The sequence below is a fragment of the Lentzea chajnantorensis genome, assembly GCF_054300775.1.
In genome coordinates this window covers 7868465-7894127 of sequence record NZ_JBSDZT010000002.1, presented here as the reverse complement: position 1 = coordinate 7894127, position 25663 = coordinate 7868465, and the positions used below count along the sequence as shown (strand labels likewise).

Genomic DNA, 25663 nt, shown 5'->3' with positions numbered 1-25663 from the left:
GCAGGTGTCCGGTCCGATTGGGGAGTGCCTCGCGATGATCACCTTCGTCAACCGCTTCAAGCTCACCGGCGAGCCCGAGGAGTTCGAGAAGGCCTTCGACTCCACGGCCGAGTTCCTGCGCGCCCAGCCCGGTCTGGTCAAGTACACGCTGTCGCGCCAGCTCGACGAGCCGACCTCCTACATCAACATCGCCCTCTGGGAGAGCGCGGACGCCCTGCGCGCGGCGCTCGCGCACCCGGACTTCGGCAACCACGCCAAGGCGATGCGCGGCCTGGCCGAGTCGCAGGGCGCCATCTTCGGCCCGCGGCTGTCCTTCGACGCGCCCGTCGCCGAAGCGGCCTGATGAACCCGTTGCAGGGCCTGCGGGTCGTCGAGTTCGGCGGCATCGGGCCCGGTCCGCACGGCGCGATGCTGCTCGCGGACCTCGGCGCGGAGGTCGTGCGCGTCGAGCGCCCGTCCGGCGGCCTGTCCGTGGTGCCGGACGCCTCCCGCGACTTCCTGTTGCGCGGCAGGCGTTCGGTGACCGCGGACCTGAAGTCGGCCTCGGGCAGGTCCGAGGTGCTGTCGCTGATCGCCTCGGCCGACGTGGTGGTCGAGGGCTTCCGGCCCGGTGTGCTGGAACGGCTCGGGCTCGGCCCGTCCGACTGCCTCGCGGTCAACCCCGGTCTGGTCTACGCGCGGATGACCGGCTGGGGCCAGGACGGCCCGCTGGCCCAGCGCGCAGGGCACGACATCAACTACCTGTCGGTGACCGGGGTGCTGCACGCCATCGGCAAACCACCGCTGAACCTCGTCGGTGACTTCGGCGGCGGCTCGCTGTACCTGGTGCTGGGCGTGCTGGCGGCGCTGTGGGAACGCCAGCGCACCGGCCGCGGCCAGGTCGTCGACGCGGCGATCGTCGACGGGGTGGCCTCGCTCGCGCAGATGATCTGGTCGATGAAGGCGCAGTCGGTGTGGACCGACGCCCCCGACGCGAACCTGCTGGACGGCGGCTGCCCGTTCTACTCGCTCTACGAGTGCGCGGACGGCGGTTCGGTGGCGGTGGGGTCGCTGGAGCCGCAGTTCTACGCGCTGCTGCTGGCCGGGCTCGGGCTGTCGGGCGAGGACCTGCCCGCGCAGCTCGACCGGGACGGGTGGCCGTTGCTGCGCAAGGCGTTCGCGGAGGTGTTCCTGAGCCGGACCCGCGACGAGTGGGCCGACGTGTTCGCCGGCACCGACGCCTGCGTGACACCGGTGCTGTCGCTGGAGGAGGCGGCGTCGCACCCGCACCTGGTGGCGCGCGGGGTGTTCACCCCGGACGGTGCCGCCGTCCCTGCGCCGCGCTTCTCCGCCGACTAGGTTCGGGATGTGGAACTTCGCATCTTCACCGAGCCCCAGCAGGGGGCGAGCTACGACGACCTGCTCCGGGTGGCGCGGACCGCGGAGGACGCCGGCTACGGCGCCTTCTTCCGCTCCGACCACTACCTGAAGATGGGCTCGGCCGACGGCCTGCCCGGTCCCACGGACCCGTGGATCACGTTCGCGGGCCTGGCCAGGGACACGTCGACGATCCGCCTGGGCACGCTGATGACCGCCGCGACGTTCCGCTACCCCGGCCCGCTCGCCATCAGCGTCGCCCAGGTCGACCAGATGTCCGGCGGCCGCGTGGAGTTCGGCATCGGCGCCGGCTGGTACGAGGCAGAGCACACCGCCTACGGCATCCCGTTCCCGGCGCTGGGGGAGCGCTTCGAGCGGTACGAGGAGCAGCTCGCCATCATCACCGGCCTCTGGGAGACACCGCTCGGCGGCACGTTCTCGTTCGAGGGCAGGCACTACTCGCTGACCGACTCGCCCGCGCTGCCCAAGCCCGCTCAGGAGCAGATCCCGGTGCTGGTCGGCGGCACGGGCGCCCGCCGCACCCCGGCGCTGGCCGCGTCGTACGCCACCGAGTTCAACCTGCCGTTCACCGGCATGGACAAGGCGGTCGAGCAGTTCGCCCGCGTCGACGCCGCCTGCGCCGAGATCGACCGCGACCCGGCGGAGATCATCCGTTCGGTCGCGCTCGTCGCGTGCGTCGGCCGCACCGACGCCGAGGTCGCCCGCCGGGCCGCCGCCATCGACCGCGAGCTCGACGAGCTCAAGGCCGACGGCCTCGCCGGCAGCCCGGCGGAGGTCGTCGACCGCATCGGCCGCTGGCGCGAGCAGACCGGGATCCAGCGCGTCTACCTGCAGGTGCTGGACCTGGCCGACCTCGACCACATCACCGAGATCGCCGCCGACGTAGCTCCACAGCTCACCTGATATCCCATATATCGCGTACGGGACATCAGCTCAGAGCTGCGCGCACTGCTGCCGGCATCGGCAGCACGTAGCTCGCGAACCGCCACCGACATCCGATATATCGCAGCTGTAGGCCGGGGTCGTCGAGGTAGCGCTGCTCCAGGCCGCCCTGACCGAGCACGAGCGTGAGCCCGCGCCCGAGCATCGACGGCGAGTCGAGCTCGAACCGGTCGCGCAGCACGTCGGCGGCCGCGTGGTCACCGAGCTCCAGAGCAGCCCGGCGCACAGCTTCGACCGGCACCATCAGGTTCTGCTCGTCAGCTCGGACGCCGTCGCGATGTGCGATGTCCAATACATCGAGTGCTCTCTGATGAGCTCCGCCGTCGAGGCCCAGGTAGTACTGCTCCCAGTCACCGACGCGCACCTCGCCGCTCCAGGCCCGCACGGGCGCGGCCACCGCCGCCGCGCCCGTGCTCGCCCACAGTCCCGATGATGCGAATGCCGTAACACCGGCAGCCGTGAACAACTGGCGTCGGGAAAGCTTCACGACGCACCCTCCTCCGCAAACCCGCGGCCCGCGCGGGGCTACGGAATGCTAGCGAAGGTGATACCCGGAGCGACGGGTCCAGAGCGGGCCAAAGTGCGGTCCGTCAGGGGGAGCGTGCCGTCGAGCGCGGCCAGCACCGCGTCACGGGCGAGCGGCAGGACCTCGGCGACGGTGACGTCGCGGCCGAGCTCGTGCGACAGCGACGCGACCCCCGCGTCCTTGATGCCGCACGGGATGATGTCGCCGAACGCGTCGAGGCTCGCGTTGCAGTTGATCTCGAAGCCGTGCATGGTCACGCCGCGCTGCACGCGGATGCCGATCGCGGCGACCTTGCGCTCCGGGCCGCGGTCGTCGGCGGGCAGCCACACGCCGCTGCGGCCCTCGACCCGGCCGGTGTGCACGCCCAGCCGGTCGCACACCTCGATCAGGCCCTGCTCGACGCGCCGCACGTAGTCGACGACGTCCATCGGCTCGGCCAGCCGGACGATCGGGTAGCCCACGAGCTGGCCGGGGCCGTGCCAGGTGATCTTGCCGCCGCGGTCGACGTCGACGACCGGGGTGTCGCCGCCGACGGGCCGTTCCTCGTCGAGCGTGCGCCGACCGCACGTGTAGACCGGCGGGTGTTCGAGCAGCAGGAGCGTGTCAGGGCCGGTACCGCCGGCACGCGCCTCCGCGATCTCCTTCTGCAGGTCCCACGCCGCCATGTAGTCGATGAGGCCCAGCTCACGGACGACGACGGGGTCTGGCGAGGTGCGGCACGAGTTCACGTACCGACGTTACCAACCCCAGCGCGAGGCCGACCAGGATGCCGACCCCCGTCACACCCAGCACCGCGCCGATGACGTCGGTCACCCAGTGCATCTCCAGCACGATCCGCGCGAAGCCCGCCACCAGCACCGCGAGCACCGCCCACAGCACGCCCCGGCGGAACAGCACCACCAGCGTGAACGCCACCGACGCCACCGCCACCGTGTGCCCGCTCGGGTAGCTGGGCAGGTGGTACTCCAGCGGCCGGACGCGGTCGAACAGCCACCGCGTCAGCACCGTCGCCGAGCAGAGCGCGTGCAGCGCGAGCGCCTTCCACAGCCGGGTGTCGCGCCGCCGCCACGCCAGCACGGCGAGCACCGCCGCGAACGCCCACCCGATCGTCGGCCCCAGCACCAGGCTCACCGCGAACGCCACCGCCCGCAGCCACTCCGGCCGCGGCAGGGCGTCGTGCACCCACACGTCGAGCCCGGTGACCTCGGGCAGTCCGAGCAACACCCAGGAGATCACCAGCACGGCGCCCAGTGCGCGCGTCATGCGACCGCCGCGTTCAACGCCGCCGACAGCGCCGGGTGCAGGAACGTGAACCCGCGGCTCTCCAGCACCTTCGGCGTCAGCCCCGGCCCGGTGAGCAGCAGCTCCTCCGCCATCTCGCCACCGAGCAGCGCCTTCAGCGCGAACGCGGGCACCGACCACGGCGCAGGCCGGCCCAGCGCCGCCGCCACCGCCCTGGTGAACTCGGCGTTCGTCACCGGCGCCGGCCCGGCCACGTTGACCGGCCCGCGGACGTCGTCGTGCTCGACCACGAACCGGTAGGCGGAGACGACGTCGTCCAGCGACACCCACGGGAAGTACTGCTCACCCGACCCGAGCTTGCCGCCGAGGAAGAGCTGGAACACCGGCTTCAACCGCCCGAACACCCCGCCGGTGGGGGAGATGACGACCGCCGTGCGCATCAGCACGACCCGCACGCCGGCCTCCTGCGCCACCGCCGTCGCCGCCTCCCACTGCTGGGTCAGCCGCGACATGAACGTGTGCCCGGCCGGGGCGTCCTCGTCGGCGAGCCGCGACCCGGTGTCGCCGTAGAAGTGCGCACCCGACGAGCTCACCAGCACCGGCACCCCGTGCTCGACGACCGCCGCCGACAGCACCTCCGCCGGCACGATCCGGCTGTCGTGCAGCACCTGCTTGCGCGCGTCGTCCCACCGCTTGTCGCCGATGCCCGCACCGCAGAGGTTGACGACGGCGTCGACGCCGTCGAACGTGCCGTCGTCGACGCGGCCGGCGTACGGGTCCCAGCCGCGCTCGTCCGGCGCGGCGGCCCTGCGGCGCACCAGCCGCAGCACCTCGTGACCGGCGGCGCGCATCGACGCCACCAGGCTCGTTCCGATCAGGCCCGACGATCCCGCGATGACAACTCGCATGCCTGAATCGTTCCGCAGACGACCAGCCGCTGCACAGTGGCGGCAAATGTGCTGAAGGCCACCCCGGACAAACCGGGATGGCCTTCAGCTACGAGCGATGTGCGATATGTCAGAGACCGAGGTCGGCCTCGAACGAGCCTTCCTCCAGGCGGTTCTTCACCGTCGTGAGGAAGCGGCCCGCGTCCGCACCGTCGACCAGGCGGTGGTCGTAGGTGAGCGCGAGGTACATCATCGAGCGGATCGCGATGGTGTCGTTGCCGTCCTCGTCGGTCAGGACGACCGGGCGCTTCTTCACGACGCCGACGCCCAGGATGCCGACCTGCGGCTGCTGGATGATCGGGGTGTCGAAGAGCGCGCCGTTGCTGCCCAGGTTGGTCAGCGAGAACGTGCCACCGGTCAGCTCGTCCGGCGTGAGCTTGTTCGACCGCGCCCGCGCGGCCAGGTCACCGATCTTGTGGGCGATGCCCGACAGGTTCAGGTCACCGGCGTTGTGGATCACGGCGTTGAGCAGGCCGCGCTCCGTGTCGATCGCCAGACCGAGGTGCTCGGCACCGTGGTAGGTGACCTCCTTGCGCTCCTCGTCGATCGACGCGTTGAGCACCGGGTGGGCCTTGAGCGCCTCGATGGCGGCCTTGGCGAAGAACGGCAGGAACGTGAGCTTCGCGCCCTCCCGCGCCTCGAACGCCTTCTTCGCCTGGTTGCGCAGGCGGGCGATCTTGGTGACGTCGACCTCGAACACCTGGGTGAGCTGGGCCGACATCTGCAGCGACTCGCGGGTGCGCTGCGCGACGATCTGACGCAGGCGCGGGAGCTTCTGCACGGTGCCGCGCTTGCCCGAGTCGTCGGCCGCGGCCGGGGTGGCGGTGCGGCCGGCGGGAGCGGCGGCGGCCGGAGCAGCGGCGGCGGGCGCGGGAGCCGGGGCCTTCTTGGCCTCGACCGCGGCCAGCACGTCCTGCTTGCGGATGCGGCCACCGACACCGGTGCCCTTCAGCGAGCCCAGGTCGATGCCGTTCTCCGACGCGAGCTTGCGCACCAGCGGCGTGACGTACGGCGTGCCGTTGGCGTCGTCGCCGGAGGTGGCCGGAGCCGACTGCTGCGGGGCGGCCTGCGGGGCCGGTGCCTGCTGCTTCGGTGCCTCTTCCTGCTTCGGCGCCTCCTGCTGCTGGGCGGGAGCGGGTGCCTCCTGCTTCGGCGCGGGGGCTTCCTGCTCGGGCTCCGGCTTCGACTCCGGTGCGGGCGCCGACTGGGCCGGGCTGCCGGAGCCGATGACGGCGAGCTTGCCGCCGACCTCGACGGTCTCGTCCTCACCGGCGGTGATCTCCAGCAGCGTGCCGGCGACCGGGGAGGGGATCTCGGTGTCGACCTTGTCGGTCGAGACCTCGAGCAGCGGCTCGTCGACGTCGACGCTGTCGCCGACCTGCTTCAGCCAGCGGGTGACGGTGCCCTCGGTCACGGACTCGCCGAGCGCGGGCATCGTGACGTCGGTGCCCTCGGCCGAACCACCGGACTGCGCCGGGGCCGCGGGCGCCTCCTGGGCTTCCTCGGAGGGCTGCTGCCCGGAAGGCTGCGTCTGCTGCGGCTCCTCCTGCTCGGGAGCGGACTCCTGCTCGGGAGCCGGGGCCGAGTCGGACGAACCGCCGTCACCGTCGCCGATGACCGCGAGCTCGCCGCCGACCTCGACGGTGTCGTCCTCCTGGGCGACGATCTTCTGCAGGACGCCCGCCGCGGGGGAGGGGATCTCGGTGTCGACCTTGTCGGTGGACACCTCGAGCAACGGCTCGTCCACCTCCACCCGGTCGCCTTCCTGCTTCAACCACCGGGTGACCGTGCCCTCGGTGACACTCTCACCGAGTGCGGGCATCTGGACGGAGAAGGCCATTGTTCGCTGACTCCTCGTGCTCTCGTGTGGCTGACTTGGATGGGAAGCGGTCAGCCGTGCACGTGCAGCGGCTTGCCGGCCAGGGCGAGGAACGCCTCGCCGAGGGCTTCAGTCTGGGTCGGGTGGGCGTGGACCAGCGGGGCCACGTCGTCCGGGTAAGCCTCCCAGCTGTAGATCAGCTGGGCCTCACCGATGAGTTCGCCGACGCGCTCGCCGACCATGGTGATGCCGACGACCGGGCCGTCGGGCGCCTTGACGAGCTTCACGCCGCCGGCGGTCTTGAGGATCTGGCTCTTGCCGTTGCCCGCGAGGTCGTACACGAACGTCTCGGCGGAGCCGTACTTCTCCTTCGCGGCGGCCTCGGTGAGACCGACGGAGGCGACCTCGGGCTTGCAGTAGGTGACGCGCGGGATCCCCGCCTCGTCGATCACCTTCGGGTTCTGGCCCGCGATCTCCTCGGCCACGAAGATGCCCTGCTGGAAACCGCGGTGCGCGAGCTGCAGGCCCGGCACGATGTCGCCGACGGCGTAGACGCCCGGCAGGTTCGTGCGCAGCCGCTCGTCGGTGACGACGAACCCGCGGTCGATCGTGATGCCGGCCTCCTCGTAGCCGTGCCCCGCGCTGTTCGGGCCGCGGCCGACCGCGACGAGCAGCAGGTCGGCGTCGAGGACGTCGCCGTTCTCCAGCGTGACGGACACGCCCGAGTCGGACTGGGTGGCGCCGGTGAACTTCACGCCGGTCTTGAACTTGATCCCGCGCTTGCGGAACGCGCGCTCCAGCTGCTTGGAGGCGTACTCGTCCTCGGCGGGCACCAGCCGGGGCAGCGCCTCGACGATGGTGACCTCGGCGCCGAACGACCGCCACACGCTCGCGAACTCCACGCCGATGACGCCGCCGCCCAGGACGACGACCTTCTCCGGGATGAAGTCCAGGGTGAGCGCCTGGTCGCTGGTGATCACGCGGCCGCCGATCTCCAGACCGGGCAGGCTGCGCGCGTACGAACCGGTCGCGAGCACCACGTTCTTGCCGGTGTAGCGCTGACCGTCCACCACGACGGTGTTCGGGCCGACGAACGTGCCGGCGCCCTCGACGAAGGTGACCTTGTTGGCCTTCGCGAGTCCCTGCAGGCCCTTGTAGAGCCGCGAGACCACACCGTCCTTGTACGAGTTCACGCCGGCGATGTCGATGCCCTCGAGCGAGCTCTTCACACCGAACTGGTCGCCTTCGCGGGCGTTGTCCGCGACCTCGGCCGCGTGCAGCAGCGCCTTGGTCGGGATGCAGCCGCGGTGCAGGCACGTGCCACCCAGCTTGTCCTTCTCGACCAGGACGACGGACAGGCCGAGCTCGGCCGCGCGGAACGCGCAGGCGTAGCCACCCGAACCACCGCCGAGGATGACGAGATCGGCGTTGGTGGCCGACTCCAGTTCCGGCGAAGTCACTTCGGATCTCCTCGGGATTACTTACTACGCGCGGGTGCGCGCGAGGTACGCGGCCATCTTGTCACTAGTTGCCGGAGCGTGGTGATCCGGCATGGGCCACCCGGCTGGCTTTCTGATCATTCACCTACTCATGACACCCCTTCCTGGCACCATGGTGGAGGGAGTCGCAGGAGGTGCCCGATGGGGCTGTTCGACCGTTTCCGCAGGAAACCACGTCCTGGAGTGCTGCGCACCGCGTCCAACCAGGACACGAGCCACCTCGAGGAGTGGACGAGGAGCCGTCAGGGGGTGGAGGCCTACGTCGAGCCGAAGACCACGGTGACCGAAACCACTGTGGTCCTGGTCGCGCACGACGGCGAGTGGACCCGCCGCCGCGTCGCGAGCACCGACGCCGCCCGCTCGTTCGCCCGCAAGCACGGCATGCCGATCTACGACGCGGGCATCGTCGGCTACCCCAAGCGCATGCGCGACTACACCGCGCGCCAGAAGAAGCTGGGCAACGGCTAGCACGCCTCGCTCGCCGTCGCCCGCGCCGTGCAGCGGCCTGCCGCCTCGACCTCGACCAGCCGGTGCAGGTGCTCGGCGAACGCGGGGTGGCCGGTGAGCCCGTCGGTGACCTCGGCCCAGAACTCGCCGAGCAGCCGTTCCCGGTCCTCATCGGACATCGGGGCGAGCCCGTGCGGCACGGCCCTGCGCGCGACGTCCCCGATGGGGTGGAAGCCCGGTTTCACCGCACCGTCGGCTCATGCCGCACCGGGAAGTTCACGCTCGCCGCGATGAAGCACATCGAGTGCGCCTTCTCGTGCAACGCCTGCGCGGTGGCCCGCATCTCCGGGTCGGCCACGGTCACGACCGGCTTCAGCAGGACCTCGGTGAAGCGGCCCGACCCGTCCGGGTGCTCGGCCATGGTGCCGCCTGCCTGGTCGCGGTAGTCCGTCACGACCACCCCGTTGAGCGACGCGAGGTGCAGGAACCACAGCATGTGGCACTGCGACAGCGACGCGAGGAGCAGCTCCTCGGGGTTGTAGCGCGCCGGGTCGCCGCGGAACGCCGGGTCCGACGACCCGGGGATCGTCTCCTTGCCCGGTGCCCGCACCTCGTGCGCGCGTTCGTAGGCCTTGTAGCCGGCGGTGCCGCTGCCGGTGTTGCCCGTCCAGACGACCTCGACCTCGTAGCGATGCGTCCCCATGCGGAAATACTCCTCTCCTCGGGCGGTGTGCCCAAACCCGGCGAGAGGCGTGTCCCCACACGCGGTCCCGCGACCGTCCACGCCGGACGATCGCGGGACCCGGTCACCTCAGCCGTTGGCCGCGATGTCGGCGAGCACCGCCGCGATCGTGCGGACCGGGACGCCCGTGCCGCCCTTGGAGGTGTAGCCGTAGGGGCCGCCGGTGTGGAACGCCGGGCCGGCGATGTCGATGTGCGCCCACTGCACGCCCTCGGCCACGAACTCGCGCAGGAACAGGCCCGCGGCGAGCATGCCGCCCCACCGGTGACCGGTGACGTTCGCGAGGTCCGCGAGGCGCGAGTCGAGGTCGGCGCGCAGCTCCTCCGGCAGCGGCATGGCCCACGCCGACTCGCCGACGGCGGTGCCGATGCGGGCGACGCGGTCGCGGAACTCCTCCGAGCCCATGACACCGGACGTGCGCTTGCCCAGCGCCACGACCTGCGCGCCGGTCAGCGTCGCGGTCTCGATCAGGTAGTCGGGGCCGTCCTCGCAGGCGCGCACGATCGCGTCGGACAGGATCAGCCGGCCCTCGGCGTCGGTGTTGAGCACCTCGACGGTCTTGCCGCCGTACATGGTGAGCACGTCACCGGGGCGGTAGGCGTCGCCGGAGGGCATGTTCTCCGCCATCGGGATCGAGGCGATGATCTCCAGCGGGTACTTGAGCTTCGCGGCGAGCACCATCGAGGCGACGATCGCGGCGGCACCGGACATGTCCGAGGTCATCTCGTCCATGCCCGCGGCCGGCTTGATCGAGATGCCGCCGGTGTCGAACGTGATGCCCTTGCCGACCAGGGCGACCTTCTTGGTGGCCTTGGCACCCTTGTAGGAGATGCGCACGAGGCGCGGCTGGCGGGTCGAGCCGCCGCCGACGCCCAGGATGCCGCCGAAGCCCTGCTTCTTCAGCGCCTTCTCGTCCAGCACCTCGACGTCGAGACCGGCGGCGGTCGCGAGCTTCGCGGCGCGGTCGGCGAACGAACCGGGGTAGAGGTCGTTCGGCGGGGTGTTGATGAAGTCGCGTGCGATGGCGACCGACTCGGCGATCGCGACGGCGGCCTTCAGCGCGGCCTTGTTCTCCTTGGAACCGGCGGCGTGCAGGTCGACCTTCACGACCGCGGCCTCGCCCTTGTCCGACTTGTACTCGGTGAACGAGTACGCGCCGAGCAGGGTGCCCTCGGCGGCGGCACCGACGTGCAGCGCGCCCAGGGTGTTCACGGCGCGCTTCTTGCCGGCGAGCGCGCGGGCGGCGACACCGGACGCGCGGCGCACCTGCTCCTCGCCCGCGGTCTTGCCCAGGCCGACGGCCAGGACGAGCGGGGCGGAGATCTTGCCGAACGTCGGCACCTTGACGAGCTCGTCGGCCTTGCCCGTCGCGCGCAGGGTGCCGAGCACCTCGAGCAGCGCGCCGTCGAACGCGGCGTCGACCGCTTCGGCACCGGGCGCGAGCTCCAGACCGTCCGCACCCTGCAGGGTGCCCACGACGACTGCGTCCGCGGCGGTGGTGCTCAGGTCACCTTCGGTGAGGGCCAGCTTCGGGGCTGTCACGTGCTGCTCCATGGGGTTGTGCGTGGTATGTGTGCTCGGAATCGTGACCTATGCTAAAGGTCGGAGTGCGCCGCCAATGCCGAGCCCCGCCTCGTTCGGCGGCAATCCGTGACGTTGACAGTTGCTAAGAGTGTCCGAACCGGGCGTGTTCGCCCGATCCGTGCGTCATTCGACCGGGTGGTTACGGCCTGATGCCCCATCTGCGAATGTGTACCCCGTGACCCACACGCCTCGCGAGATCGCAGCGGCGATCGCGCTCGGTCTGCCCGCGGTGCTCGGTGCGGGGGTCTTCGCCGGATTCGTTCCCGCCGCAGGTCTTGCGGGCTGGTGGCTGCTCCCGGCGCTGGCCATCTCCGCGGCAGCCGCCCTGTGCTCGGCCTTCTCGACAGCGGACCAGTCCCGTGCCTACCCCGACGTCGGCGGCGGTTACGGATACGTACGTGCTCAGCTCGGTGTGTGGCCCGCACGGATGACAGCGAGCGCGCACCTGCTCGGCCGGTGCGCGATGGCGGCGGCGGTGGCGGTGATGTTCGGCGCGTACGTGGTGCCGGACCAGCCGCTGGCCGGTGCGCTCGTCCTCGTGGCGGCCACGGCGCTGCTGGGCGCGGCCGGGTTCCGCTGGGACGTCGGCGTCAGCACGGCGGCCGCGGTGGTCGTGCTCGGCGTGCTGGTGCTCGTGGCCGTGGCGAGCTTCGCCATCCCGCCGGTGCCGTCGGCGGGGGAGACGGGCAGCGCCAACGAGCTCGTCGGTGCCGCCGGCCTGATGTTCGTGGCGTTCACCGGCTTCGAGCGCGTCACCGCCCCGCACCGCGGTGAGCGGCCGCACCCGCCGGGTGTGCTGCGGATCGCCATCCCCGTCCTGGTCGGACTGCCGTTCGCGGTGTACCTGGCCGTGGGCGCCGGTGTGCTGCGCCAGCTCGGCAGCGCGCGCCTCGCCCTGTCGCCCGCGCCGCTGCGGGACGCGCTCGTCGCGGCGGACGCGGCGGCGCTGGTGCCGCTCGTGCAGATCGCCGCCGCGGTGGCCGGGGTGACCGCGTTGCACTTCGTGCTCGCGTCGGCGCACCGGACGCTGACCGGGCTGGTGGAGGACGGCGACCTGCCGGGCCGCCTCAAGCCCGCGGTGCTGTCGGTCGTGGTCGTGGCCGCGTGCGCGCTCGCGGTGGTCGTCATGCCGTTGTCGATCGCGCTGGGCGTGGCGGCGTGCGCGACGCTCTTCTACTACGCGTTCACGAACGCGTCGGCGCGCGTGTTGCTGCAGAACGACCGCACGTGGCCCATGCGCACCGCCTGCCTCGGGCTCGGGCTCTCCGTGCTGCTCGCCATGAGCACGCCGGTGCCCGCGCTGCTCATCTCGCTCGCGGGAGTGGGCGCCGGCACGGGGCTGATCGGCGCTACAGCGTCGCTGAGAGGAAGACGAGCAGCGTCACGCCGACACACGCCACCAGCCCGTACACCCGGCCGTTCGTAGAGGGCTTGTCCTTGCTGATGCCGTAGTACCCGGCGAGGAAGAAGACGGCCAGGAACACGGCGCCCACGACACCGCCGGCCCCGCCGAGCACGTAGCCGTCGAGCAGCGTCAGCCCGGTGCCCAGCACGAGCAGCGCGGCCTGCAGCACGGTGCGGACGTCAGCACCCTTCGAAGATCGTTCCTGCTCGGTCATGGTCGGGGACTCTAACCGGTGTGACTTAGTAGGACGTCCGAGTTTTGGGAAGACGATTTTCCGTATCCCGACCTGCGTATTACCGTGCTCACATGACGAGCGCGTTGCCTTTCACCCGGACCTCCCACCCGCAGCCGGCGACCCCGGAACGCGTAGCGGAGGTGCTTGCCAAGCCGGGCTTCGGGCAGCACTTCACCGACCACATGGTGACGATCCGCTGGAACCGCGAGCAGGGCTGGCACGACGCAGAGGTCGGCCCGTACTCCACCCTCGCACTGGACCCCGCGGCAATGGTGCTGCACTACGGCCAGGCGATCTTCGAAGGGCTCAAGGCCTACCGGCAGCCCGACGGTTCGATCGCGTCCTTCCGCCCTGAGGCGAACGCCGAGCGCTTCCGCGCGTCGGCTCGCCGCATGGCCATGCCCGAGCTTCCCCGACGAGCTGTTCCTCGAGTCGGTGCGGCAGATCCTCGCCGTCGACGGCCACTGGGTGCCCTCGGCGCCCGAGGAGTCGCTCTACCTGCGGCCCTTCATGATCTCGACGGAGAAGGGACTCGGCGTGCGACCCTCGTCCGAGTACCTCTACGTGCTGATCGCCTCCCCCGCCGGCTCCTACTTCGCGAGCGGCGTCCGCCCGGTGAGCGTGTGGCTCTCGACCGAGTACGTCCGCGCGGCCCCCGGTGGCACCGGCGCGGCCAAGTTCGCCGGCAACTACGCCGCGTCCCTGGTGGCGCAGGCGCAGGCCGCGGAGAAGGGGTGCGACCAGGTCGTCTGGCTCGACGCGGTGGAACGCCGCTGGGTCGAGGAGATGGGCGGCATGAACCTGTTCTTCGTCTACGGCGACAAGGTCGTCACCCCCGAGCTGACCGGCACGCTGCTTCCCGGCATCACCCGGAGCTCGCTGCTGCGGCTGGCGTCCGACCTCGGCCTGACCGTCGAGGAACGGCGCATCTCGACCGACGAGTGGGAGAAGGCGAACGCTTCCGGTGAGCTCACCGAGGTCTTCGCGTGCGGCACGGCCGCCGTCATCACCCCCGTCGGCCACGTCAAGCACGCCGGTGGCGAGTTCTCCATCGCCGACGGCGGCACCGGCTCGGTGACCATGAAGCTGCGCGAGCGCCTGACCGGCCTGCAGCACGGCCACGTCGCCGACACCCACGGCTGGATGACGGTGCTCGGCTAGGTCCCCGTCCTGGTCAGGTCCCCTACCCGGAGACGACCAGCACGACGAGCAGTGCGAGTTCGGCGGCAGCACCGAGCACATCACCGGTGATGCCGCCGAACCGCCGCACGGTGTGCCGCACGAGCAACCACACCAGCAGGGCCGCGGCGACGACGGCGACGACGGCGCGCACCCCGAGCGGAACCGCCGCGACGGCGAGCACCACCCACGTGCCGGCGACGACCGCCGGGTGCTGCGTGCCCGCGACGAGCGCGCCGAGCCCCTCCGGCCGAGCCGCGGGCACGCCGCGCAGGCAGCAGATCCCGAACGCGGCCCGGCTCACCGCGAACGCCAGCAGCACCGTTCCCCAGTGGGCCTGGGGCAGCGCCGCTGCCTGAGCTTCCGAGCACCACGATCAACGTGACGACGCCGAACGGCCCGGCGCCGCCGTCCTTCATGACCTTCAGCGCCCGCTCGGGCGGCCCGTAGCAACCGAGGCCGTCGGCGACGTCGGCGAGCCCGTCGACGTGCATGCCGCGCGACACCAGAGCTACGACGCCGACGACCAGGAACCCAGCCACCAGCGCTGATATATCGGATATCGCGAGCAGCTCCAGCACACCAGCCGCGAACGCGCCGAGCAGCAGGCCGACGACCGGTGCCCAGCTGATGGCCCGCCGAGCCGCGACGCCGTCGACGGCGTCGACGCGGATCGGCAGGACCGTCAGCCAGGAGAGGGCGAGCTTCACTCAGCCGGTTCTTCGCGGCTCGGTTCCCGGCGGCTCAGCTCTGCGTCGTCGTCATCGTCGACACCGTCGAGCTGCTTCTCCAGCACGTGCTGGTCCTCGCGGGCCGTGACACCGGCGCTCTCGAACGTCGCCATCTCCGCGAGCACCTTCACCGCGGCGCTGAGCAACGGCAGCGCCGCCACCGCACCGGAGCCCTCGCCGAGCCGCATGCCGAACTCCAGCAGCGGCTTCAGGTTCAGGTGCCCCAGTGCGATCGCGTGCGCGGGCTCGGCCGACTCGTGCCCGGCGACCCACCACTCGCGCGCACCCGGCGCCAGCTCCTCGGCCACCACCGCGGCCGCACCGACGACGACGCCGTCGAGCACCACCGGGGTCTTGCGCACCGCCGCCTGGGCCAGGAACCCGGCCATCGCCGCGATGTCCGCGCCACTGGCCGTGGCCAGCAACGCCACCGGGTCGCTGATCACCAGCCGCGCCCGGCGCAGCGCGTCGCGGATCGCCGCCGTCTTGCGCATCCACGCCTGGTCGTCGATGCCGGTGCCGCGGCCGACGACCGCGACCGGCTCCGACCCGGTCAGCGACGCGATCAGCACCGCCGCCGGCGTCGTGTTGCCGATGCCCATGTCGCCCGCGACGAGCACGTCGGCGCCCGAGTCGACCTCCTCGTCGGCGACGGCGCGACCGGCCGCGATGGCCGCCTCGCACTGCTCGCGGGTGAGCGCGTCCTCGCGGTCGATCGACCCGGACGAGCGCCGCACCTTGTGCGCGCTGACCGCGGCGGGGGTGTCGGAGTCGACGGCCATGTCGACCACGCGCACGGTGGCTCCCGCGACCTGCGCGAGGACGTTCACCGCGGCGCCGCCGGTCAGGAAGTTGGCGACCATCTGCCCGGTCACCTCGCTCGGGTACGCCGACACGCCCTGCGCGGTGATGCCGTGGTCACCCGCGAACACCACGACCCGCGGCCGCACGAACGGCTTGGGCGGCACGACGCCCTGGCACGCCGCGACCCACATGCCGAGGTCCTCCAGGCGGCCGAGCGAGCCGACCGGCTTGGTCAGCACCGCGTGCCTGGCTCGCGCCTCGCGCAGAGCGGTCTCGTCCGGCGCCTCCACCGGCGGGAACTCGGTGCTCACCTGGTCACTCCTCATCGCAGTCTCAGCGGGATGCCGGCGACGAGCAGCAGCACCTCGTCGCACACCCCGGCGACGCGCGCGTTGAGCGCACCGAGGTGGTCGCGGAAGAGCCTGCCAGAGCGCGTCGACGGAACGACGCCGAGGCCGACCTCCGCGCTCACCAGCACGAGCCGCGCCCGGCAGGTGGCGATGGAGCCGACGAGCTCGTCGACGGCGCGTTCGACCGCGCCGATGCCGTGGCCCTCCCACGCGCCGGCGTCGTCGAGCGCGCCCACCAGCCACGTCGACAGGTCGTCGACCAGGATCGGCGGGTCGTCGTACGACGTCGCGGTGAGCAACGCCGACAGGTCACCGGACGCGGGCGCCTCCACGGTGTGCCAGGTGGACGGGCGGCGGGCGACGTGCTTGGCGATGCGCGCGTCCCAGTCCGGGTCGTCGGGGTAGCGGCGCGCCGTTGCGACATATGTCACGGTCGCGTCCGTGAGCAGGCCTTCCGCGTGCGCGGACTTGCCCGAACGGGCGCCGCCGAGCACGAGCGTTCTGGTGGTCAAGGGTTAGCCTTCGTCCATGGAGTTCCGCTGGCGCTACCAGGATGCACAGGGCCGGGACGTGGCCGGCCCGGACGTGGTGTTCGCCGACCAGGCGGAGGCGGAGGAGTGGTTCAGCGCCGGGTGGCGCGACCTGCTCGACGCCGGGGTCGAGCAGGTCACGCTCCTGCGCGCGGAGTCCGAGGTGTACGGCCCGATGAGCCTGCACCCCGCGGGCTGAGGATCAGCCGGCGGCGGTGAGCCTCGGGTCGTCCGTGACGACGCCCTCGAGCACGCCGTCGATCTTCTTCAGCACCTCGTCGTCGAGCTCGACGTCGACCGCCTTGACGTTCTCGACGACCTGCTCCGGCCGCGAGGCACCGATGATCGCGGACGCGACGTTCGGGTTCTTGAGCACCCACGCCACCGCGAGCTGCGCCATCGTGACGCCCACCTCGTCGGCGATCGGCTTGAGCTGCTGCACCGCGGTCAGCACGTCGTCGCGCACCCAGCGGGCGATCATCTGCGACCCGCGCTCGTCGGCCAGCCGCGAGCCCGCCGGCGCCTCGGCACCCGGCAGGTACTTGCCGGTCAGGACGCCCTGCGCGATCGGGGAGAACACGATCTGGCTGATGCCCTCGCGCTCGCACACCGGCACGACCTGCGGTTCGATGACGCGCCACAGCATCGAGTACTGCGGCTGGTGCGACACGAACGGCACCTTGAGCTCACGGGCCAGCGCGGCACCGCGGGTGATCTGCTCGGCGGTCCACTCGGAGACACCGACGTAGAGGACCTTGCCCTGGCGGACGAGGTCGGCGAACGCCAGCATCGTCTCCTCCAGCGGCACCGAGTGGTCGTACCGGTGGGCCTGGTAGAGGTCGACGTAGTCGGTCTGCAGGCGCTTCAGGGAGGCGTTGGCCGACTCCATGACGTGCTTGCGGCCCAGGCCGCGGTCGTTGGGACCGCCGGGGCCGGTCGGCCAGTAGACCTTCGTGAGCAGCTCCAGGGACTCGCGCCGTTCGCCCTTGAGCGCCCGGCCGAGCACCGACTCCGCCGCGGTGTTCGCGTAGACGTCGGCGGTGTCGAAGGTCGTGATGCCGGACTCCAGCGCCGCCTTCACGCAGGCGTGCGCTTGGTCCTCCTCGATCTGCGAACCGTGCGTGAGCCAGTTGCCGTAGGTGATCTCGCTGACGCTCAGGCCGCTGCGGCCAAGACGACGGAACTTCATACATCGGAGCTTAGTCCGAGTTCCTTCGGCTTGCTAATGAACTTCGGGAGCGTCCCAGACCAGCGTGTACCGCCAGAACAACCGCCTGCGCACGCGCGCACCGGGCGTGCTCTCCCGCGCCGCCGCGCGGATCTCGGCCAACGTCGGAGCGGTCCACACGACCGGCATCTCCGAGTCGTGCGCACCGGTGCGCTGACCGGTGGCCCACTTCGCGATCCCGACGAGCGCGTTCGCGGGCAGCGCGACGGCCTCCACCACCAGCTCGGCCTTCGTGGCGAGCGAGTACAGCCCCACGACGACCAGCCGCCCGCCCGGCGCGGTCAGCCCGGCCAGCCGCGCGAGCCCCTCGCGCAACGGCAGGTGGTGCAGGCTCGCCTCGGCCGTGACGACGTCGAACCGCCCCAGGTCGTGCGTGAGGACGTCGCCGTGGACCCACCGCACGCGCGTGCTCGTCGCACTGGCGCGCTCGACCATGCGCTCGTTCGCGTCGATCGCCGTGACGCTCCGCGCGTCGACCGACCGGGCGAGGTCACCGAGCCCGCAGCCCACGTCCAGCGCCGACCCGGCCCCGGACGGCAACTGCCGGAGCAGCCAGCGGCGGTACCACGCGTTGTGGTCCCACCGCAGCCGCTCCGGCAGTGACAGCCGGACCACCTACTTGACGGCGTCGCCGGGGCCCACGCGCGGCTTGGGGATGCGCAGCTTGCGCAGCTGGCTCGCGCGGATGAACGCGTACCAGCCGATCGAGATGCCCTTGATCGGCTCGGTCGGGAACTTCGCCCGCACCCGCTTCGTGACGATCCGGCCGAGGACGAAGCCCTCGATGATCATCGCGATCAGCATGAACGTCGTCGCCAGCGTCGCGTACCGCTGCACCGCCAGCGACGGCGTCAGCAGCGCCACGAACACCAGGATCGCGAGCGGCATGAACAGGCCCATGAGGTTGCGGCGCGAGTCGACCAAGTCGCGGATGTAGGCCTTGACCGGCCCGCGGTCGCGCACCGGCAGGTACTTCTCGTCGCCCGCCATCATCCGCGCACGGCGGTCGGCGGCCGCGGCACGGCGCTCTTCCTTGCTCACCTTGTTGCCGCGCATGCGCTTGAACGCCTCGCGCTGCGTGCGGGGCGGCGGCGGGACGGGACCGCTGCGCCGGGCCTGCGCTTCCCGGCGCTTCGGCGTCGCACGGCCCTTGCCCGCGGTCCGGTTCCGGTCGAGCGGCTCGGCGAGCTCGGCCTCCGTCGCGGGTGCTTCGGTGGCGGTGGCGGTGTCGTCGGAGTTGCGGCGCAGGAACCTCACGGCACCAGGGTAGGGCAGTGGTTCTTCTGTACCTTTCGCGAGGTGCGCGTACTCATCGCCCCGGACTGCTTCGGCGGCACCCTGACCGCCCGCGAGGCCGCCGACGCCATCGCCACCGGCTGGCACGAGGCCAAGCCGGACGACGTCGTCGTGCGGCGCCCGCTCGCCGACGGCGGCCCCGGCTTCGTCGAGGTTCTGCACGCCGCACTCGACGGCGATGTCCAACACACCACCGTCACCGGCCCACTCGGCACGCCGGTCGAAGCACGCTGGCTGCGGCACACCCACGACGGCAAGCGCACCGCGTACGTCGAGTCCGCGGAGGCGTGCGGCCTGCACCTCGTCCCGGCCGAGCTGCGCGCCGCGTCCTGCGAGACCGCCACGACCCACGGCGTCGGCGAGCTCATCGCGGCAGCTGCGGCTGACAACGATGTCATCGTCGTCGGCCTCGGCGGCTCCGGCACTACCGACGGCGGCGCGGGCATGCTCGCCGCGTTGGCCGACGCCGCCGTCGAGCTGACTGATATATCGCTGGTGGCCGCATCGGACGTGGAGAACCCGCTGCTCGGCCCGCACGGCGCCGCCCGCACGTTCGGCCCGCAGAAGGGCGCGTCCCCGGAAGCTGTGGAACGCCTCGAAGCCAAGCTCGCCGCCATGGACGTCCTGAAGCCCGTATCCGATATATCAGGCGCCGGAGCTGCCGGAGGTCTCGGCGCCGCCCTGCTCACCCTCGGCGCGACCGTGCGGTCCGGCGCCGGCCTCGTCCGCGAGCTCACCGCCCTCGACGCCGCACTCGACGCCGCCGACCTCGTCGTCACCGGCGAGGGCAGCTTCGACTGGCAGTCCCTGCGCGGCAAGCTCATCACCGCCGTCGCCGCCGGAGCGGCCGACCGCGCCGTCCCCTGCATCGCCATCGCCGGCCAGGTCAGCGTCGGCCGCCGCGAGATGGCCGCCGCTGGCGTCCAGGACGCCTACTCCGTCTCCGAGCACGTCGGCTCCGTGCAAAAATCGATTGCGGACGCCCGCAAAAGTCTCGTTGCAACGGCACGGCACGTGGCCCGGCAGTGGTCGCACTGACCCGCCGACTGATATATCGGTCGGCGTCGTCGCTGGTGGCTGGAGGGTGGCCCACGTGACGTTCGACAAGGGGCCGTGTTGTGGGACCATGGAGAGCGGAACAAAGCGGGGAACGCCCGTGTTGTTGAAGGGCGAACCGCCCGCAAAGGACCTCTTAGGAGAGCCATGACGACCGCTCAGGATGCCGCTTCGACCTCCGAGGCGCCGACCCACGGCGTGACGCTGACCGATGCGGCCGCCGTCAAGGCCAAGGCGCTGCTCGACCAGGAGGGCCGCGACGACATGCACCTGCGCATCGCCGTCCAGCCCGGTGGTTGTGCCGGCCTGAAGTACCAGCTGTTCTTCGACGAGCGCACGCTCGACGGCGACGCGATGGTGGACTTCAACGGCATGAAGGTCGCCGTTGACCGCATGAGCGCCCCGTACGTCGAAGGCGCCGTCATCGACTTCGTGGACACGATCGAGAAGCAGGGCTTCACGATCGACAACCCGAACGCCGGCGGGTCCTGCGCCTGCGGCGACTCGTTCCACTAAGGCGACCAATGCGCGAGGCCGCGTTCCCGCACGACGGGAACGCGGCCTCGCGCTGTGTGGACCTGCTGTCCGGGCTCCGAGCGGTCAGACGCCGTACTCGGCCAGGCCCTCGACCTGGCTCGTGCTGCGGTCGTCGATCAGCCAGGCCGCGGCCGCCCGCGGTGCGGGCAGGGGGTGCTCGGGGTGGGTCAGAGCGAAGGGGAGCTGCGCGCAGTCGTCGATCAGCTCGGTCATCGTGGTCGCCTCGGGGATCGTCACCGCTCGACCGTATGTCGGTGCTGTGACCTGCGAAAGCCCTACCAAACAGTAGTCTTCGCGGCTGCACTCGTCCGGGTCAGCCGCGCGTCGAGCAACAAGAAAGTGAGGGCCGACTGGTGCCGGTAGCCGTGTGCGGCAGCATCGCGACCGACCATCTCATGCACTTCCCCGGCCGGTTCGCGGACCAGCTGGTCGCGGAGCGCCTCGACCGGGTGTCGCTGAGCTTCCTGGTCGACGACCTCGTCGTCCGCCGCGGCGGCATCGGCGCGAACATCGCGTTCGGTCTCGGTGTGCTGGGGATGCGGCCGGTGCTCGTGGGCGCCGTCGGCAAGGACTTCGACGACTACCGCTCGTGGCTGGAACGGCACGGCGTCGACACCTCCGGCGTGTACGTCTCCGAGGTCGCGCACACCGCGCGGTTCGTCTGCACCACGGACGACGACATGTGCCAGATCGCCTCCTTCTACGCCGGCGCGATGGCCGAGGCCCGCAACATCGAGCTGGCCCCGATCGCGAACAGGGTCGCCGACCTCGAGCTCGTCGTGATCAGCCCGGACGACCCCGCCGCCATGCTCCGCCATGCCGAGGAGTGCCGTCAGCGCGGCTACCGCTTCGCCGTCGACCCGTCGCAGCAGCTGGCCCGCATGGACGGCGAGCAGGCGCGCACGTTCGTCGAGGGCGCCGAGTACCTGTTCAGCAACGACTACGAGTGGGAGCTGCTGCTCCAGAAGACCGGCTGGACCGAGGCCGACGTGCTGTCCAGGGTCGGCCGCCGGGTCACCACCCTCGGCGCCAAGGGCGTGGAGATCGTCGACCGCGACGGCTCCTCGCTGCACGTGCCCGCCGTCCCCGAGGTCGCGAAGACCGACCCGACCGGTGTCGGCGACGGCTTCCGCGCCGGGTTCCTCGCCGGCACCTCCGCGGGCCTGGGCCTGGAACGCGCAGCTCAGCTCGGCTCCCTGATCGCCGTCGAGGTCCTCGAGACCGTCGGCACGCAGGAGTGGAAGCTCGAGCGCGAGCCCGCCCTCGCCCGCATCCGCGGCGCGTTCGGCGGCGAAGCGGCTGAGGAGATCGCCCCGGTCCTGCCATGATCGGACAATGGGGACGTACCTGTTAGGCGACTCCGGTGAGTCGCTCGACCCGCAGTTCGACGCGCTGAGCTCCCTGCTCGACGCGGGCACCTTCGCCCGCGTCGAGCGGCTCGGCATCACAGACGGCTGGCGCTGCCTCGAGATCGGTGGCGGTGGCGGATCGGTGGCGAACTGGCTCGCCGACGTCGTCGCCCCGTCCGGGCACGTGACGGTCACCGACCTCGACGTCTCGCGGCTGCGGGAGCGCGACAACGTCACCGTTCTCGAACACGACGTGGTGTCCAACATATTGCCGGGCAACGCGTTCGACCTGGTCCACGCCCGCGGCGTGCTCTTCCACCTCCCGGCCCGCGACCTCGTCCTGCGCAAGCTGCGCGACGCGCTGCGCCCCGGCGGCTGGCTCGTGCTCGACGAGTTCGACTGCCTCCCGCTGGAGGTCCTCGCCGCCGCCCCCGACGACGCCAAGCTCATCATGCGGGTGAAGAACGCCCTGCTCACGCTGCTCGACCAGGCCGGTGCCGAACTCGCCTGGGGCGCCCGCGTCGAACGCGCGCTGCAGGACGTCGGAATGCACGACGTCAGCGGCTCCCGCGAGGTGCAGGAGTGGCAGGGCGGCTCGTCGGGCTGCCGGCTGCTCGCCGCCAGCGCACGCCAGGCCCGCGCGAAGCTCCCGCTGTCCGACGACGAGCTCGACCGCTACCTGGAGCTCATGGCGGCACCGGAGACCGTCGTCAGCTCCTACGCGATGTGCAGCGCACAGGGCCGCCGGTAACCACCGCCGAACGAAAGGGCCCCTCCGCGGAGGGGCCCTTTCGCGTCCTGGCTAGAGCTTGACCGGGTAGTGCGGCTCCGGCACCACCGGCGTGATGCGGTTCTCGACGAAGATGCCGTGCCAGATCATGAACACCAGCAGCGCCCAGATGCGGCGGCTGTGGTCGAGCACGCCCGACCGGTGCTCCTCGATCAGCCGCAGCACCGCCTGCTTGTCGATGTACTGGTCGGTCTGCGACGCGCGCACGTGCTCGACCGCCCAGTCGTGCATCTCGTCCTTGAGCCAGTGCCGGATCGGCACGGGGAAGCCGAGCTTGCGGCGGTTCAGCACGTGCGCGGGCACGATGTCGCGGATCGCCTTGCGCAACGCGAACTTCGTGGTGTCCTTCGTGATCTTCAGCTCGCTCGGGATCTGCGAGGCGATCTTGAAGACCTCCGGGTCCAGGAACGGGACGCGCAGCTCCAGCGAGTTCGCCATGGTCATCTTGTCGGCCTTGACCAGGATGTCGCCGCGCAGCCAGGTGAACAGGTCGACGTGCTGCATGCGCGTGACCGGGTCCCAGTGCCGCGACTCGCGGTACGGCTGGGCCGTCACGTCCCTGTGCGAGGTGTTCGGGTCGTACGTGCGCAGGACCTCCCGCAGCTGCGGGTCGAGGAAGATGCGCGCGTTGCCGTAGTAGCGCTCCTCCAGCGTCAGCGCGCCCCGGCGCAGCAGGTCCTTGCCGCGCACGCCCTGCGGGATCTTCGTCGACACCTTGCCCATCGCCTTGCGCAGCGCCCCCGGCACCTTCTCGAACGCCGACAGCGACAACGGCTCGCGGTAGATCGTGTACCCGCCGAACAGCTCGTCCGCGCCCTCACCGGACAGCACGACCTTGACGTGCCGGCGCGCCTCCCGCGCGATGAACCACAGCGGCACCAGCGCCGGGTCCGCCACCGGGTCGTCGAGGTACCAGGTGATCAGCGGCAGGGAGTCCATCATCTCCTGCGGGCTGACCGTGCGCACGACGTGCTTCACGCCGATCAGCGCCGCCGACTCCGCCGCCACGTCGACCTCGGAGAAGCCCTGGCGCTCGAACCCCGTGGTGAACGTGATCAGGTCCGGGTTGTGCTCCTTGGCCAGCGCCGCGACCACGGTGGAGTCGATGCCGCCGGACAGGAACGAGCCGACCGTCACGTCCGCGCGCATGTGCTTGGCGACCGAGTCGCGCAGCGCGGCGGTGATCTCGTCGTACAGCGCGTCGGCCTCCGCCTCGCTGCGGACGGTGCGCACCCGGAACTCGGCCGGGAAGTACCGCTCGAACCGCGGCGCCTCACCGGGGACCAGCGTGAACGAGTGACCGGACTCGACCCGGTGGATCGAGTCGTGCAGCGAGTCGGGCTCCGGCACGTACTGCAGCGTCAGGTACTGCTGCAGGCCCTTCACGTTGAGCTGCGGGTTGATGGCCAGCGTGCGGGAGATCTCCAGCAGGATCTTCTTCTCGCTGGAGAACGCGACGCCCAGCGCCCCCTGCGCCCAGTACAGCGGCTTGATGCCGAACGGGTCGCGGCCGCCGAACAGCACCCTGCGCTCGGCGTCCCAGATGATGAAGGCGAACATGCCGCGCAGCTTCGAGATCGCCGCGGGGCCGAAGTAGTGGTAGGCGGCGACGATCGTCTCGGTGTCGCCGTCGGTGTGGAAGACCGCGCCGTGCTTCTCGGTGAGCTCGGCGCGCAGCTCCAGGTAGTTGTAGACCTCGCCGTTGAAGTTGATCGTGTACCGGTTCGGCGACTCCGGCGGTCCCCAGGTCAGCGGCTGGTGGGAGTGCTCGATGTCGATGATCGCCAGGCGGTTGAACCCGAAGACGACCTCGTCCACCCGCCGCGTGCCGCTCTCGTCCGGGCCGCGGTGCCGCATGCAGCGCAGTGCGGACTCCACCGCCGGGCGGGCGCTCTCGGCCTCGTTCTCGCTAGGGCATACAAGTCCTGCCAGGCCGCACAAGGCTCTCGCACCTCTCAGAAATACGAAGGGGGAAGTCCCCAGTATGCCGAAGGGGCTCTGTGTGACCGAAACTGCACCGCAGCGGCGGTGCCCCCGAGGGGTGAGCCCTCCCGCGCTGGGCTACGCTCCCGCTTGATCCGTTGGCATGGAACGAGGAGGCGGGCGAGCAGTGGGCCTGAAGGAGGGCACCAGGGCATCCCGGCTGGCGAAAACCGCTGGCCTGGTGGGCCTGGTCGGTATCGGGGCCACCGGTTGCTCCACGGACGAGGTGCTGCGCTTCGGCTGGCCGGTGGCCGTCACGCCGCAGGCCGAGAAGATGCGCGAGCTCTGGACCTGGTCCGTGATCGCCGCGCTCGTCGTCGGCGTCATCGTGTGGGGTCTGATCCTGTGGTCGGTGGCGTTCCACCGCAAGAAGTCGGAGGAGCTGCCGCGTCAGACGGCGTACAACCTCCCGCTGGAGATCGTGCTCATCGTCGTGCCGACGGTGATCGTGGCGGTGCTGTTCTACTTCACGGCCGTCACGCAGAACTACGTGACGGACAAGTCGGGCAAGCCGGACGTGAACGTCGACGTCATCGCGTTCCAGTGGAACTGGGAGTTCCAGTACCCGGACCACAAGACCGAGGCGGGCAACGTCGTCAGCACGGTCGGCACCTCGGGTGAGGTCCCGATCCTGGTGCTCCCGGCCGGCAAGCGCGTCCAGTTCACCCTGGAGTCGACGGACGTCATCCACTCGTTCTTCGTGCCGGAGTTCCACTTCAAGCGGGACGTCTTCCCGGACCCGAAGAAGAACAACCAGGACAACGTCTTCCAGATCGACGAGATCAAGCGTCCCGGTGCGTTCGTCGGCCGGTGCGCCGAGCTGTGCGGCTCCTACCACGCGGTGATGAACTTCGAGGTCCGCGCCCTGGAGCAGGCGGACTTCGACAAGTACATCGGGTTCCGCAAGGAGACGAACGAGAAGACGGGCAAGCCGTACACCACGGCCGAGGCGCTCGCCAAGGTGGGCTGCAAGGACTGGTGCTCGCCGCTGGCCACCACGACCACCCCGTTCAACACCGACCGGACCGCCCGTGAGGCGTCCGGCGCGGGTCAGAAGTAGGGACG

30 protein-coding genes and 1 pseudogene are annotated in these 25663 nt (G+C 71.0%); 12 read left to right on the top strand and 19 right to left on the bottom strand.

The window, feature by feature from the left end; translation table 11 throughout:
* The first annotated feature begins 34 nt into the window (after positions 1-34).
* Genes ACVDFE_RS37700 through ACVDFE_RS37690 form a run of 3 tightly spaced genes read left to right on the top strand, consistent with a single transcriptional unit; the run spans position 35 to position 2280 of the window.
* Positions 35-343 (top strand): antibiotic biosynthesis monooxygenase family protein, encoded by a 309-nt coding sequence (locus ACVDFE_RS37700; protein ID WP_360397456.1) that lies wholly within the window; start codon positions 35-37, stop codon positions 341-343.
* Positions 340-1338, top strand: coding sequence for a CaiB/BaiF CoA transferase family protein (locus tag ACVDFE_RS37695; protein WP_360397458.1), 999 nt, complete (start codon positions 340-342; stop codon positions 1336-1338). Before ACVDFE_RS37700 ends, ACVDFE_RS37695 begins: the two co-directional genes overlap by 4 nt.
* Positions 1339-1347: 9 nt before the next feature.
* Positions 1348-2280, top strand: coding sequence for an LLM class F420-dependent oxidoreductase (locus tag ACVDFE_RS37690; protein ID WP_458433780.1), 933 nt, complete (start codon positions 1348-1350; stop codon positions 2278-2280).
* A 25-nt stretch (positions 2281-2305) separates the two neighbouring features.
* Here ACVDFE_RS37690 and ACVDFE_RS37685 read toward each other — a convergent pair whose 3' ends face one another.
* The 6 genes from ACVDFE_RS37685 to lpdA form a co-directional block, all read right to left on the bottom strand.
* A complete protein-coding gene (locus tag ACVDFE_RS37685; protein WP_458433779.1) occupies positions 2306-2806 on the bottom strand; it encodes a hypothetical protein in 501 nt (166 codons plus the stop codon).
* Positions 2807-2844: 38 nt separating this feature from the next.
* On the bottom strand, positions 2845-3573 hold the full coding sequence (gene lipB / locus ACVDFE_RS37680) for a lipoyl(octanoyl) transferase LipB (RefSeq protein WP_360397383.1): 729 nt from the start codon (positions 3571-3573) through the stop codon (positions 2845-2847).
* Positions 3530-4108, bottom strand: a complete 579-nt coding sequence (locus tag ACVDFE_RS37675) for a phosphatase PAP2 family protein (protein ID WP_360397385.1) — start codon at positions 4106-4108, stop codon at positions 3530-3532. Before ACVDFE_RS37675 ends, lipB begins: the two co-directional genes overlap by 44 nt.
* The gene (locus ACVDFE_RS37670) at positions 4105-4995 is read right to left on the bottom strand and encodes a TIGR01777 family oxidoreductase (RefSeq protein ID WP_458433778.1); all 891 of its coding nucleotides are present in this window, start codon (positions 4993-4995) and stop codon (positions 4105-4107) included. Before ACVDFE_RS37670 ends, ACVDFE_RS37675 begins: the two co-directional genes overlap by 4 nt.
* A 109-nt stretch (positions 4996-5104) precedes the next feature.
* On the bottom strand, positions 5105-6874 hold the full coding sequence (gene sucB / locus ACVDFE_RS37665) for a 2-oxoglutarate dehydrogenase, E2 component, dihydrolipoamide succinyltransferase (RefSeq protein WP_458433777.1): 1770 nt from the start codon (positions 6872-6874) through the stop codon (positions 5105-5107).
* A gap of 50 nt (positions 6875-6924) precedes the next feature.
* Entirely contained in the window at positions 6925-8313 is a 1389-nt protein-coding gene (lpdA, locus tag ACVDFE_RS37660) for a dihydrolipoyl dehydrogenase (RefSeq protein WP_458433776.1), read from the bottom strand.
* Between the two features lie 180 nt (positions 8314-8493).
* On the opposite strand from lpdA, the gene ACVDFE_RS37655 reads away from it, so the two are divergent.
* Positions 8494-8820 (top strand): oxidoreductase, encoded by a 327-nt coding sequence (locus ACVDFE_RS37655; RefSeq protein WP_360397393.1) that lies wholly within the window; start codon positions 8494-8496, stop codon positions 8818-8820.
* Here ACVDFE_RS37655 and ACVDFE_RS37650 read toward each other — a convergent pair.
* The 3 genes from ACVDFE_RS37650 to ACVDFE_RS37640 all read right to left on the bottom strand — a co-directional run bounded on the left by ACVDFE_RS37650 (position 8817) and on the right by ACVDFE_RS37640 (position 11083).
* Positions 8817-9044: a hypothetical protein gene (locus ACVDFE_RS37650; protein ID WP_458433775.1), complete on the bottom strand. Its 228-nt coding sequence runs from the start codon at positions 9042-9044 to the stop codon at positions 8817-8819. The two genes, ACVDFE_RS37655 and ACVDFE_RS37650, sit on opposite strands and share 4 nt — an antisense overlap.
* The gene (locus ACVDFE_RS37645) at positions 9041-9502 is read right to left on the bottom strand and encodes an OsmC family protein (RefSeq protein WP_458433774.1); all 462 of its coding nucleotides are present in this window, start codon (positions 9500-9502) and stop codon (positions 9041-9043) included. The genes ACVDFE_RS37650 and ACVDFE_RS37645 overlap by 4 nt, the downstream gene beginning before the upstream one ends.
* Before the next feature lie 108 nt (positions 9503-9610).
* Positions 9611-11083: a leucyl aminopeptidase gene (locus ACVDFE_RS37640; RefSeq protein ID WP_360397399.1), complete on the bottom strand. Its 1473-nt coding sequence runs from the start codon at positions 11081-11083 to the stop codon at positions 9611-9613.
* A gap of 217 nt (positions 11084-11300) precedes the next feature.
* Here ACVDFE_RS37640 and ACVDFE_RS37635 point away from each other — a divergent pair, with 217 nt between their 5' ends.
* Positions 11301-12551, top strand: coding sequence for an amino acid permease (locus ACVDFE_RS37635; protein WP_458433773.1), 1251 nt, complete (start codon positions 11301-11303; stop codon positions 12549-12551).
* On the opposite strand, the gene ACVDFE_RS37630 is transcribed toward ACVDFE_RS37635, so the two are convergent.
* Positions 12475-12744, bottom strand: coding sequence for a hypothetical protein (locus ACVDFE_RS37630; protein ID WP_458433772.1), 270 nt, complete (start codon positions 12742-12744; stop codon positions 12475-12477). The two genes, ACVDFE_RS37635 and ACVDFE_RS37630, sit on opposite strands and share 77 nt — an antisense overlap.
* 372 nt (positions 12745-13116) lie before the next feature.
* Between ACVDFE_RS37630 and ACVDFE_RS37625 the strand changes: the two genes are divergently transcribed.
* The gene (locus ACVDFE_RS37625) at positions 13117-13926 is read left to right on the top strand and encodes a branched-chain amino acid aminotransferase (RefSeq protein WP_458434461.1); all 810 of its coding nucleotides are present in this window, start codon (positions 13117-13119) and stop codon (positions 13924-13926) included.
* 22 nt (positions 13927-13948) lie between these two features.
* On the opposite strand, the gene ACVDFE_RS37620 is transcribed toward ACVDFE_RS37625, so the two are convergent.
* From ACVDFE_RS37620 to cobU, 4 genes and pseudogenes are all read right to left on the bottom strand, one after another.
* Positions 13949-14266, bottom strand: coding sequence for an adenosylcobinamide-GDP ribazoletransferase (locus ACVDFE_RS37620; protein WP_458433771.1), 318 nt, complete (start codon positions 14264-14266; stop codon positions 13949-13951).
* A gap of 97 nt (positions 14267-14363) precedes the next feature.
* Positions 14364-14654, bottom strand: a pseudogene (locus tag ACVDFE_RS37615) (adenosylcobinamide-GDP ribazoletransferase); the annotation flags it as partial.
* Complete coding sequence (cobT, locus tag ACVDFE_RS37610) at positions 14651-15805, bottom strand: nicotinate-nucleotide--dimethylbenzimidazole phosphoribosyltransferase (RefSeq protein ID WP_458433770.1); 1155 nt, start codon at positions 15803-15805, stop codon at positions 14651-14653. The pseudogene ACVDFE_RS37615 and the gene cobT, both read right to left, overlap by 4 nt.
* Positions 15802-16341, bottom strand: coding sequence for a bifunctional adenosylcobinamide kinase/adenosylcobinamide-phosphate guanylyltransferase (gene cobU / locus ACVDFE_RS37605; protein ID WP_360397411.1), 540 nt, complete (start codon positions 16339-16341; stop codon positions 15802-15804). Before cobU ends, cobT begins: the two co-directional genes overlap by 4 nt.
* A gap of 16 nt (positions 16342-16357) precedes the next feature.
* Here cobU and ACVDFE_RS37600 point away from each other — a divergent pair, with 16 nt between their 5' ends.
* On the top strand, positions 16358-16558 hold the full coding sequence (locus tag ACVDFE_RS37600; RefSeq protein ID WP_360397413.1) for a hypothetical protein: 201 nt from the start codon (positions 16358-16360) through the stop codon (positions 16556-16558).
* A gap of 3 nt (positions 16559-16561) precedes the next feature.
* Here the strand turns inward: ACVDFE_RS37600 and ACVDFE_RS37595 are convergent, their stop codons facing one another.
* Genes ACVDFE_RS37595 through ACVDFE_RS37585 form a run of 3 tightly spaced genes read right to left on the bottom strand, consistent with a single transcriptional unit; the run spans position 16562 to position 18844 of the window.
* The gene (locus tag ACVDFE_RS37595; protein WP_360397415.1) at positions 16562-17548 is read right to left on the bottom strand and encodes an aldo/keto reductase family protein; all 987 of its coding nucleotides are present in this window, start codon (positions 17546-17548) and stop codon (positions 16562-16564) included.
* 33 nt (positions 17549-17581) lie between these two features.
* On the bottom strand, positions 17582-18202 hold the full coding sequence (locus tag ACVDFE_RS37590) for a class I SAM-dependent methyltransferase (protein ID WP_458433769.1): 621 nt from the start codon (positions 18200-18202) through the stop codon (positions 17582-17584).
* Positions 18203-18844, bottom strand: a complete 642-nt coding sequence (locus tag ACVDFE_RS37585; RefSeq protein ID WP_360397419.1) for a DUF3043 domain-containing protein — start codon at positions 18842-18844, stop codon at positions 18203-18205.
* Positions 18845-18886: 42 nt separating this feature from the next.
* On the opposite strand from ACVDFE_RS37585, the gene ACVDFE_RS37580 reads away from it, so the two are divergent.
* Positions 18887-19921, top strand: coding sequence for a glycerate kinase family protein (locus ACVDFE_RS37580; protein WP_458433768.1), 1035 nt, complete (start codon positions 18887-18889; stop codon positions 19919-19921).
* A gap of 165 nt (positions 19922-20086) precedes the next feature.
* Positions 20087-20455 carry a HesB/IscA family protein gene (locus ACVDFE_RS37575; RefSeq protein ID WP_053737629.1) on the top strand — a complete coding sequence of 123 codons (369 nt, stop codon included), beginning with the start codon at positions 20087-20089 and terminating at the stop codon, positions 20453-20455.
* A gap of 84 nt (positions 20456-20539) precedes the next feature.
* On the opposite strand, the gene ACVDFE_RS37570 is transcribed toward ACVDFE_RS37575, so the two are convergent.
* Entirely contained in the window at positions 20540-20713 is a 174-nt protein-coding gene (locus ACVDFE_RS37570; protein WP_360397423.1) for a hypothetical protein, read from the bottom strand.
* Positions 20714-20871: 158 nt separating this feature from the next.
* Between ACVDFE_RS37570 and ACVDFE_RS37565 the strand changes: the two genes are divergently transcribed.
* Both ACVDFE_RS37565 and ACVDFE_RS37560 read left to right on the top strand, forming a co-directional pair.
* Entirely contained in the window at positions 20872-21804 is a 933-nt protein-coding gene (locus tag ACVDFE_RS37565) for a carbohydrate kinase family protein (protein WP_360397460.1), read from the top strand.
* Between the two features lie 7 nt (positions 21805-21811).
* Positions 21812-22576 carry a class I SAM-dependent methyltransferase gene (locus ACVDFE_RS37560; RefSeq protein ID WP_360397425.1) on the top strand — a complete coding sequence of 255 codons (765 nt, stop codon included), beginning with the start codon at positions 21812-21814 and terminating at the stop codon, positions 22574-22576.
* Positions 22577-22627: 51 nt separating this feature from the next.
* Here ACVDFE_RS37560 and asnB read toward each other — a convergent pair whose 3' ends face one another.
* Positions 22628-24556, bottom strand: coding sequence for an asparagine synthase (glutamine-hydrolyzing) (gene asnB, locus ACVDFE_RS37555; protein ID WP_360397427.1), 1929 nt, complete (start codon positions 24554-24556; stop codon positions 22628-22630).
* 169 nt (positions 24557-24725) lie between these two features.
* On the opposite strand from asnB, the gene ctaC reads away from it, so the two are divergent.
* A complete protein-coding gene (gene ctaC, locus ACVDFE_RS37550; RefSeq protein ID WP_360397429.1) occupies positions 24726-25658 on the top strand; it encodes an aa3-type cytochrome oxidase subunit II in 933 nt (310 codons plus the stop codon).
* Positions 25659-25663: the final 5 nt, after the last annotated feature.

Excerpts from the sequence above, each read along its gene's own strand:
- ACVDFE_RS37600 (WP_360397413.1), top strand. The coding sequence starts at position 16,358 with ATGGAGTTCCGCTGGCGCTACCAGGATGCACAGGGCCGGGACGTGGCC.
- ACVDFE_RS37655 (WP_360397393.1), top strand. The coding sequence starts at position 8,494 with ATGGGGCTGTTCGACCGTTTCCGCAGGAAACCACGTCCTGGAGTGCTG.
- ACVDFE_RS37630 (WP_458433772.1), bottom strand. The coding sequence starts at position 12,744 with ATGACCGAGCAGGAACGATCTTCGAAGGGTGCTGACGTCCGCACCGTG.
- ACVDFE_RS37645 (WP_458433774.1), bottom strand. The coding sequence starts at position 9,502 with ATGGGGACGCATCGCTACGAGGTCGAGGTCGTCTGGACGGGCAACACC.
- ACVDFE_RS37575 (WP_053737629.1), top strand. The coding sequence starts at position 20,087 with ATGACGACCGCTCAGGATGCCGCTTCGACCTCCGAGGCGCCGACCCAC.
- ACVDFE_RS37595 (WP_360397415.1), bottom strand. The coding sequence starts at position 17,548 with ATGAAGTTCCGTCGTCTTGGCCGCAGCGGCCTGAGCGTCAGCGAGATC.
- cobT (WP_458433770.1), bottom strand. The coding sequence starts at position 15,805 with ATGAGGAGTGACCAGGTGAGCACCGAGTTCCCGCCGGTGGAGGCGCCG.
- ACVDFE_RS37700 (WP_360397456.1), top strand. The coding sequence starts at position 35 with ATGATCACCTTCGTCAACCGCTTCAAGCTCACCGGCGAGCCCGAGGAG.
- ACVDFE_RS37565 (WP_360397460.1), top strand. The coding sequence starts at position 20,872 with ATGCACTTCCCCGGCCGGTTCGCGGACCAGCTGGTCGCGGAGCGCCTC.
- ACVDFE_RS37670 (WP_458433778.1), bottom strand. The coding sequence starts at position 4,995 with ATGCGAGTTGTCATCGCGGGATCGTCGGGCCTGATCGGAACGAGCCTG.
- ACVDFE_RS37675 (WP_360397385.1), bottom strand. The coding sequence starts at position 4,108 with ATGACGCGCGCACTGGGCGCCGTGCTGGTGATCTCCTGGGTGTTGCTC.
- ACVDFE_RS37560 (WP_360397425.1), top strand. The coding sequence starts at position 21,812 with ATGGGGACGTACCTGTTAGGCGACTCCGGTGAGTCGCTCGACCCGCAG.
- sucB (WP_458433777.1), bottom strand. The coding sequence starts at position 6,874 with ATGGCCTTCTCCGTCCAGATGCCCGCACTCGGTGAGAGTGTCACCGAG.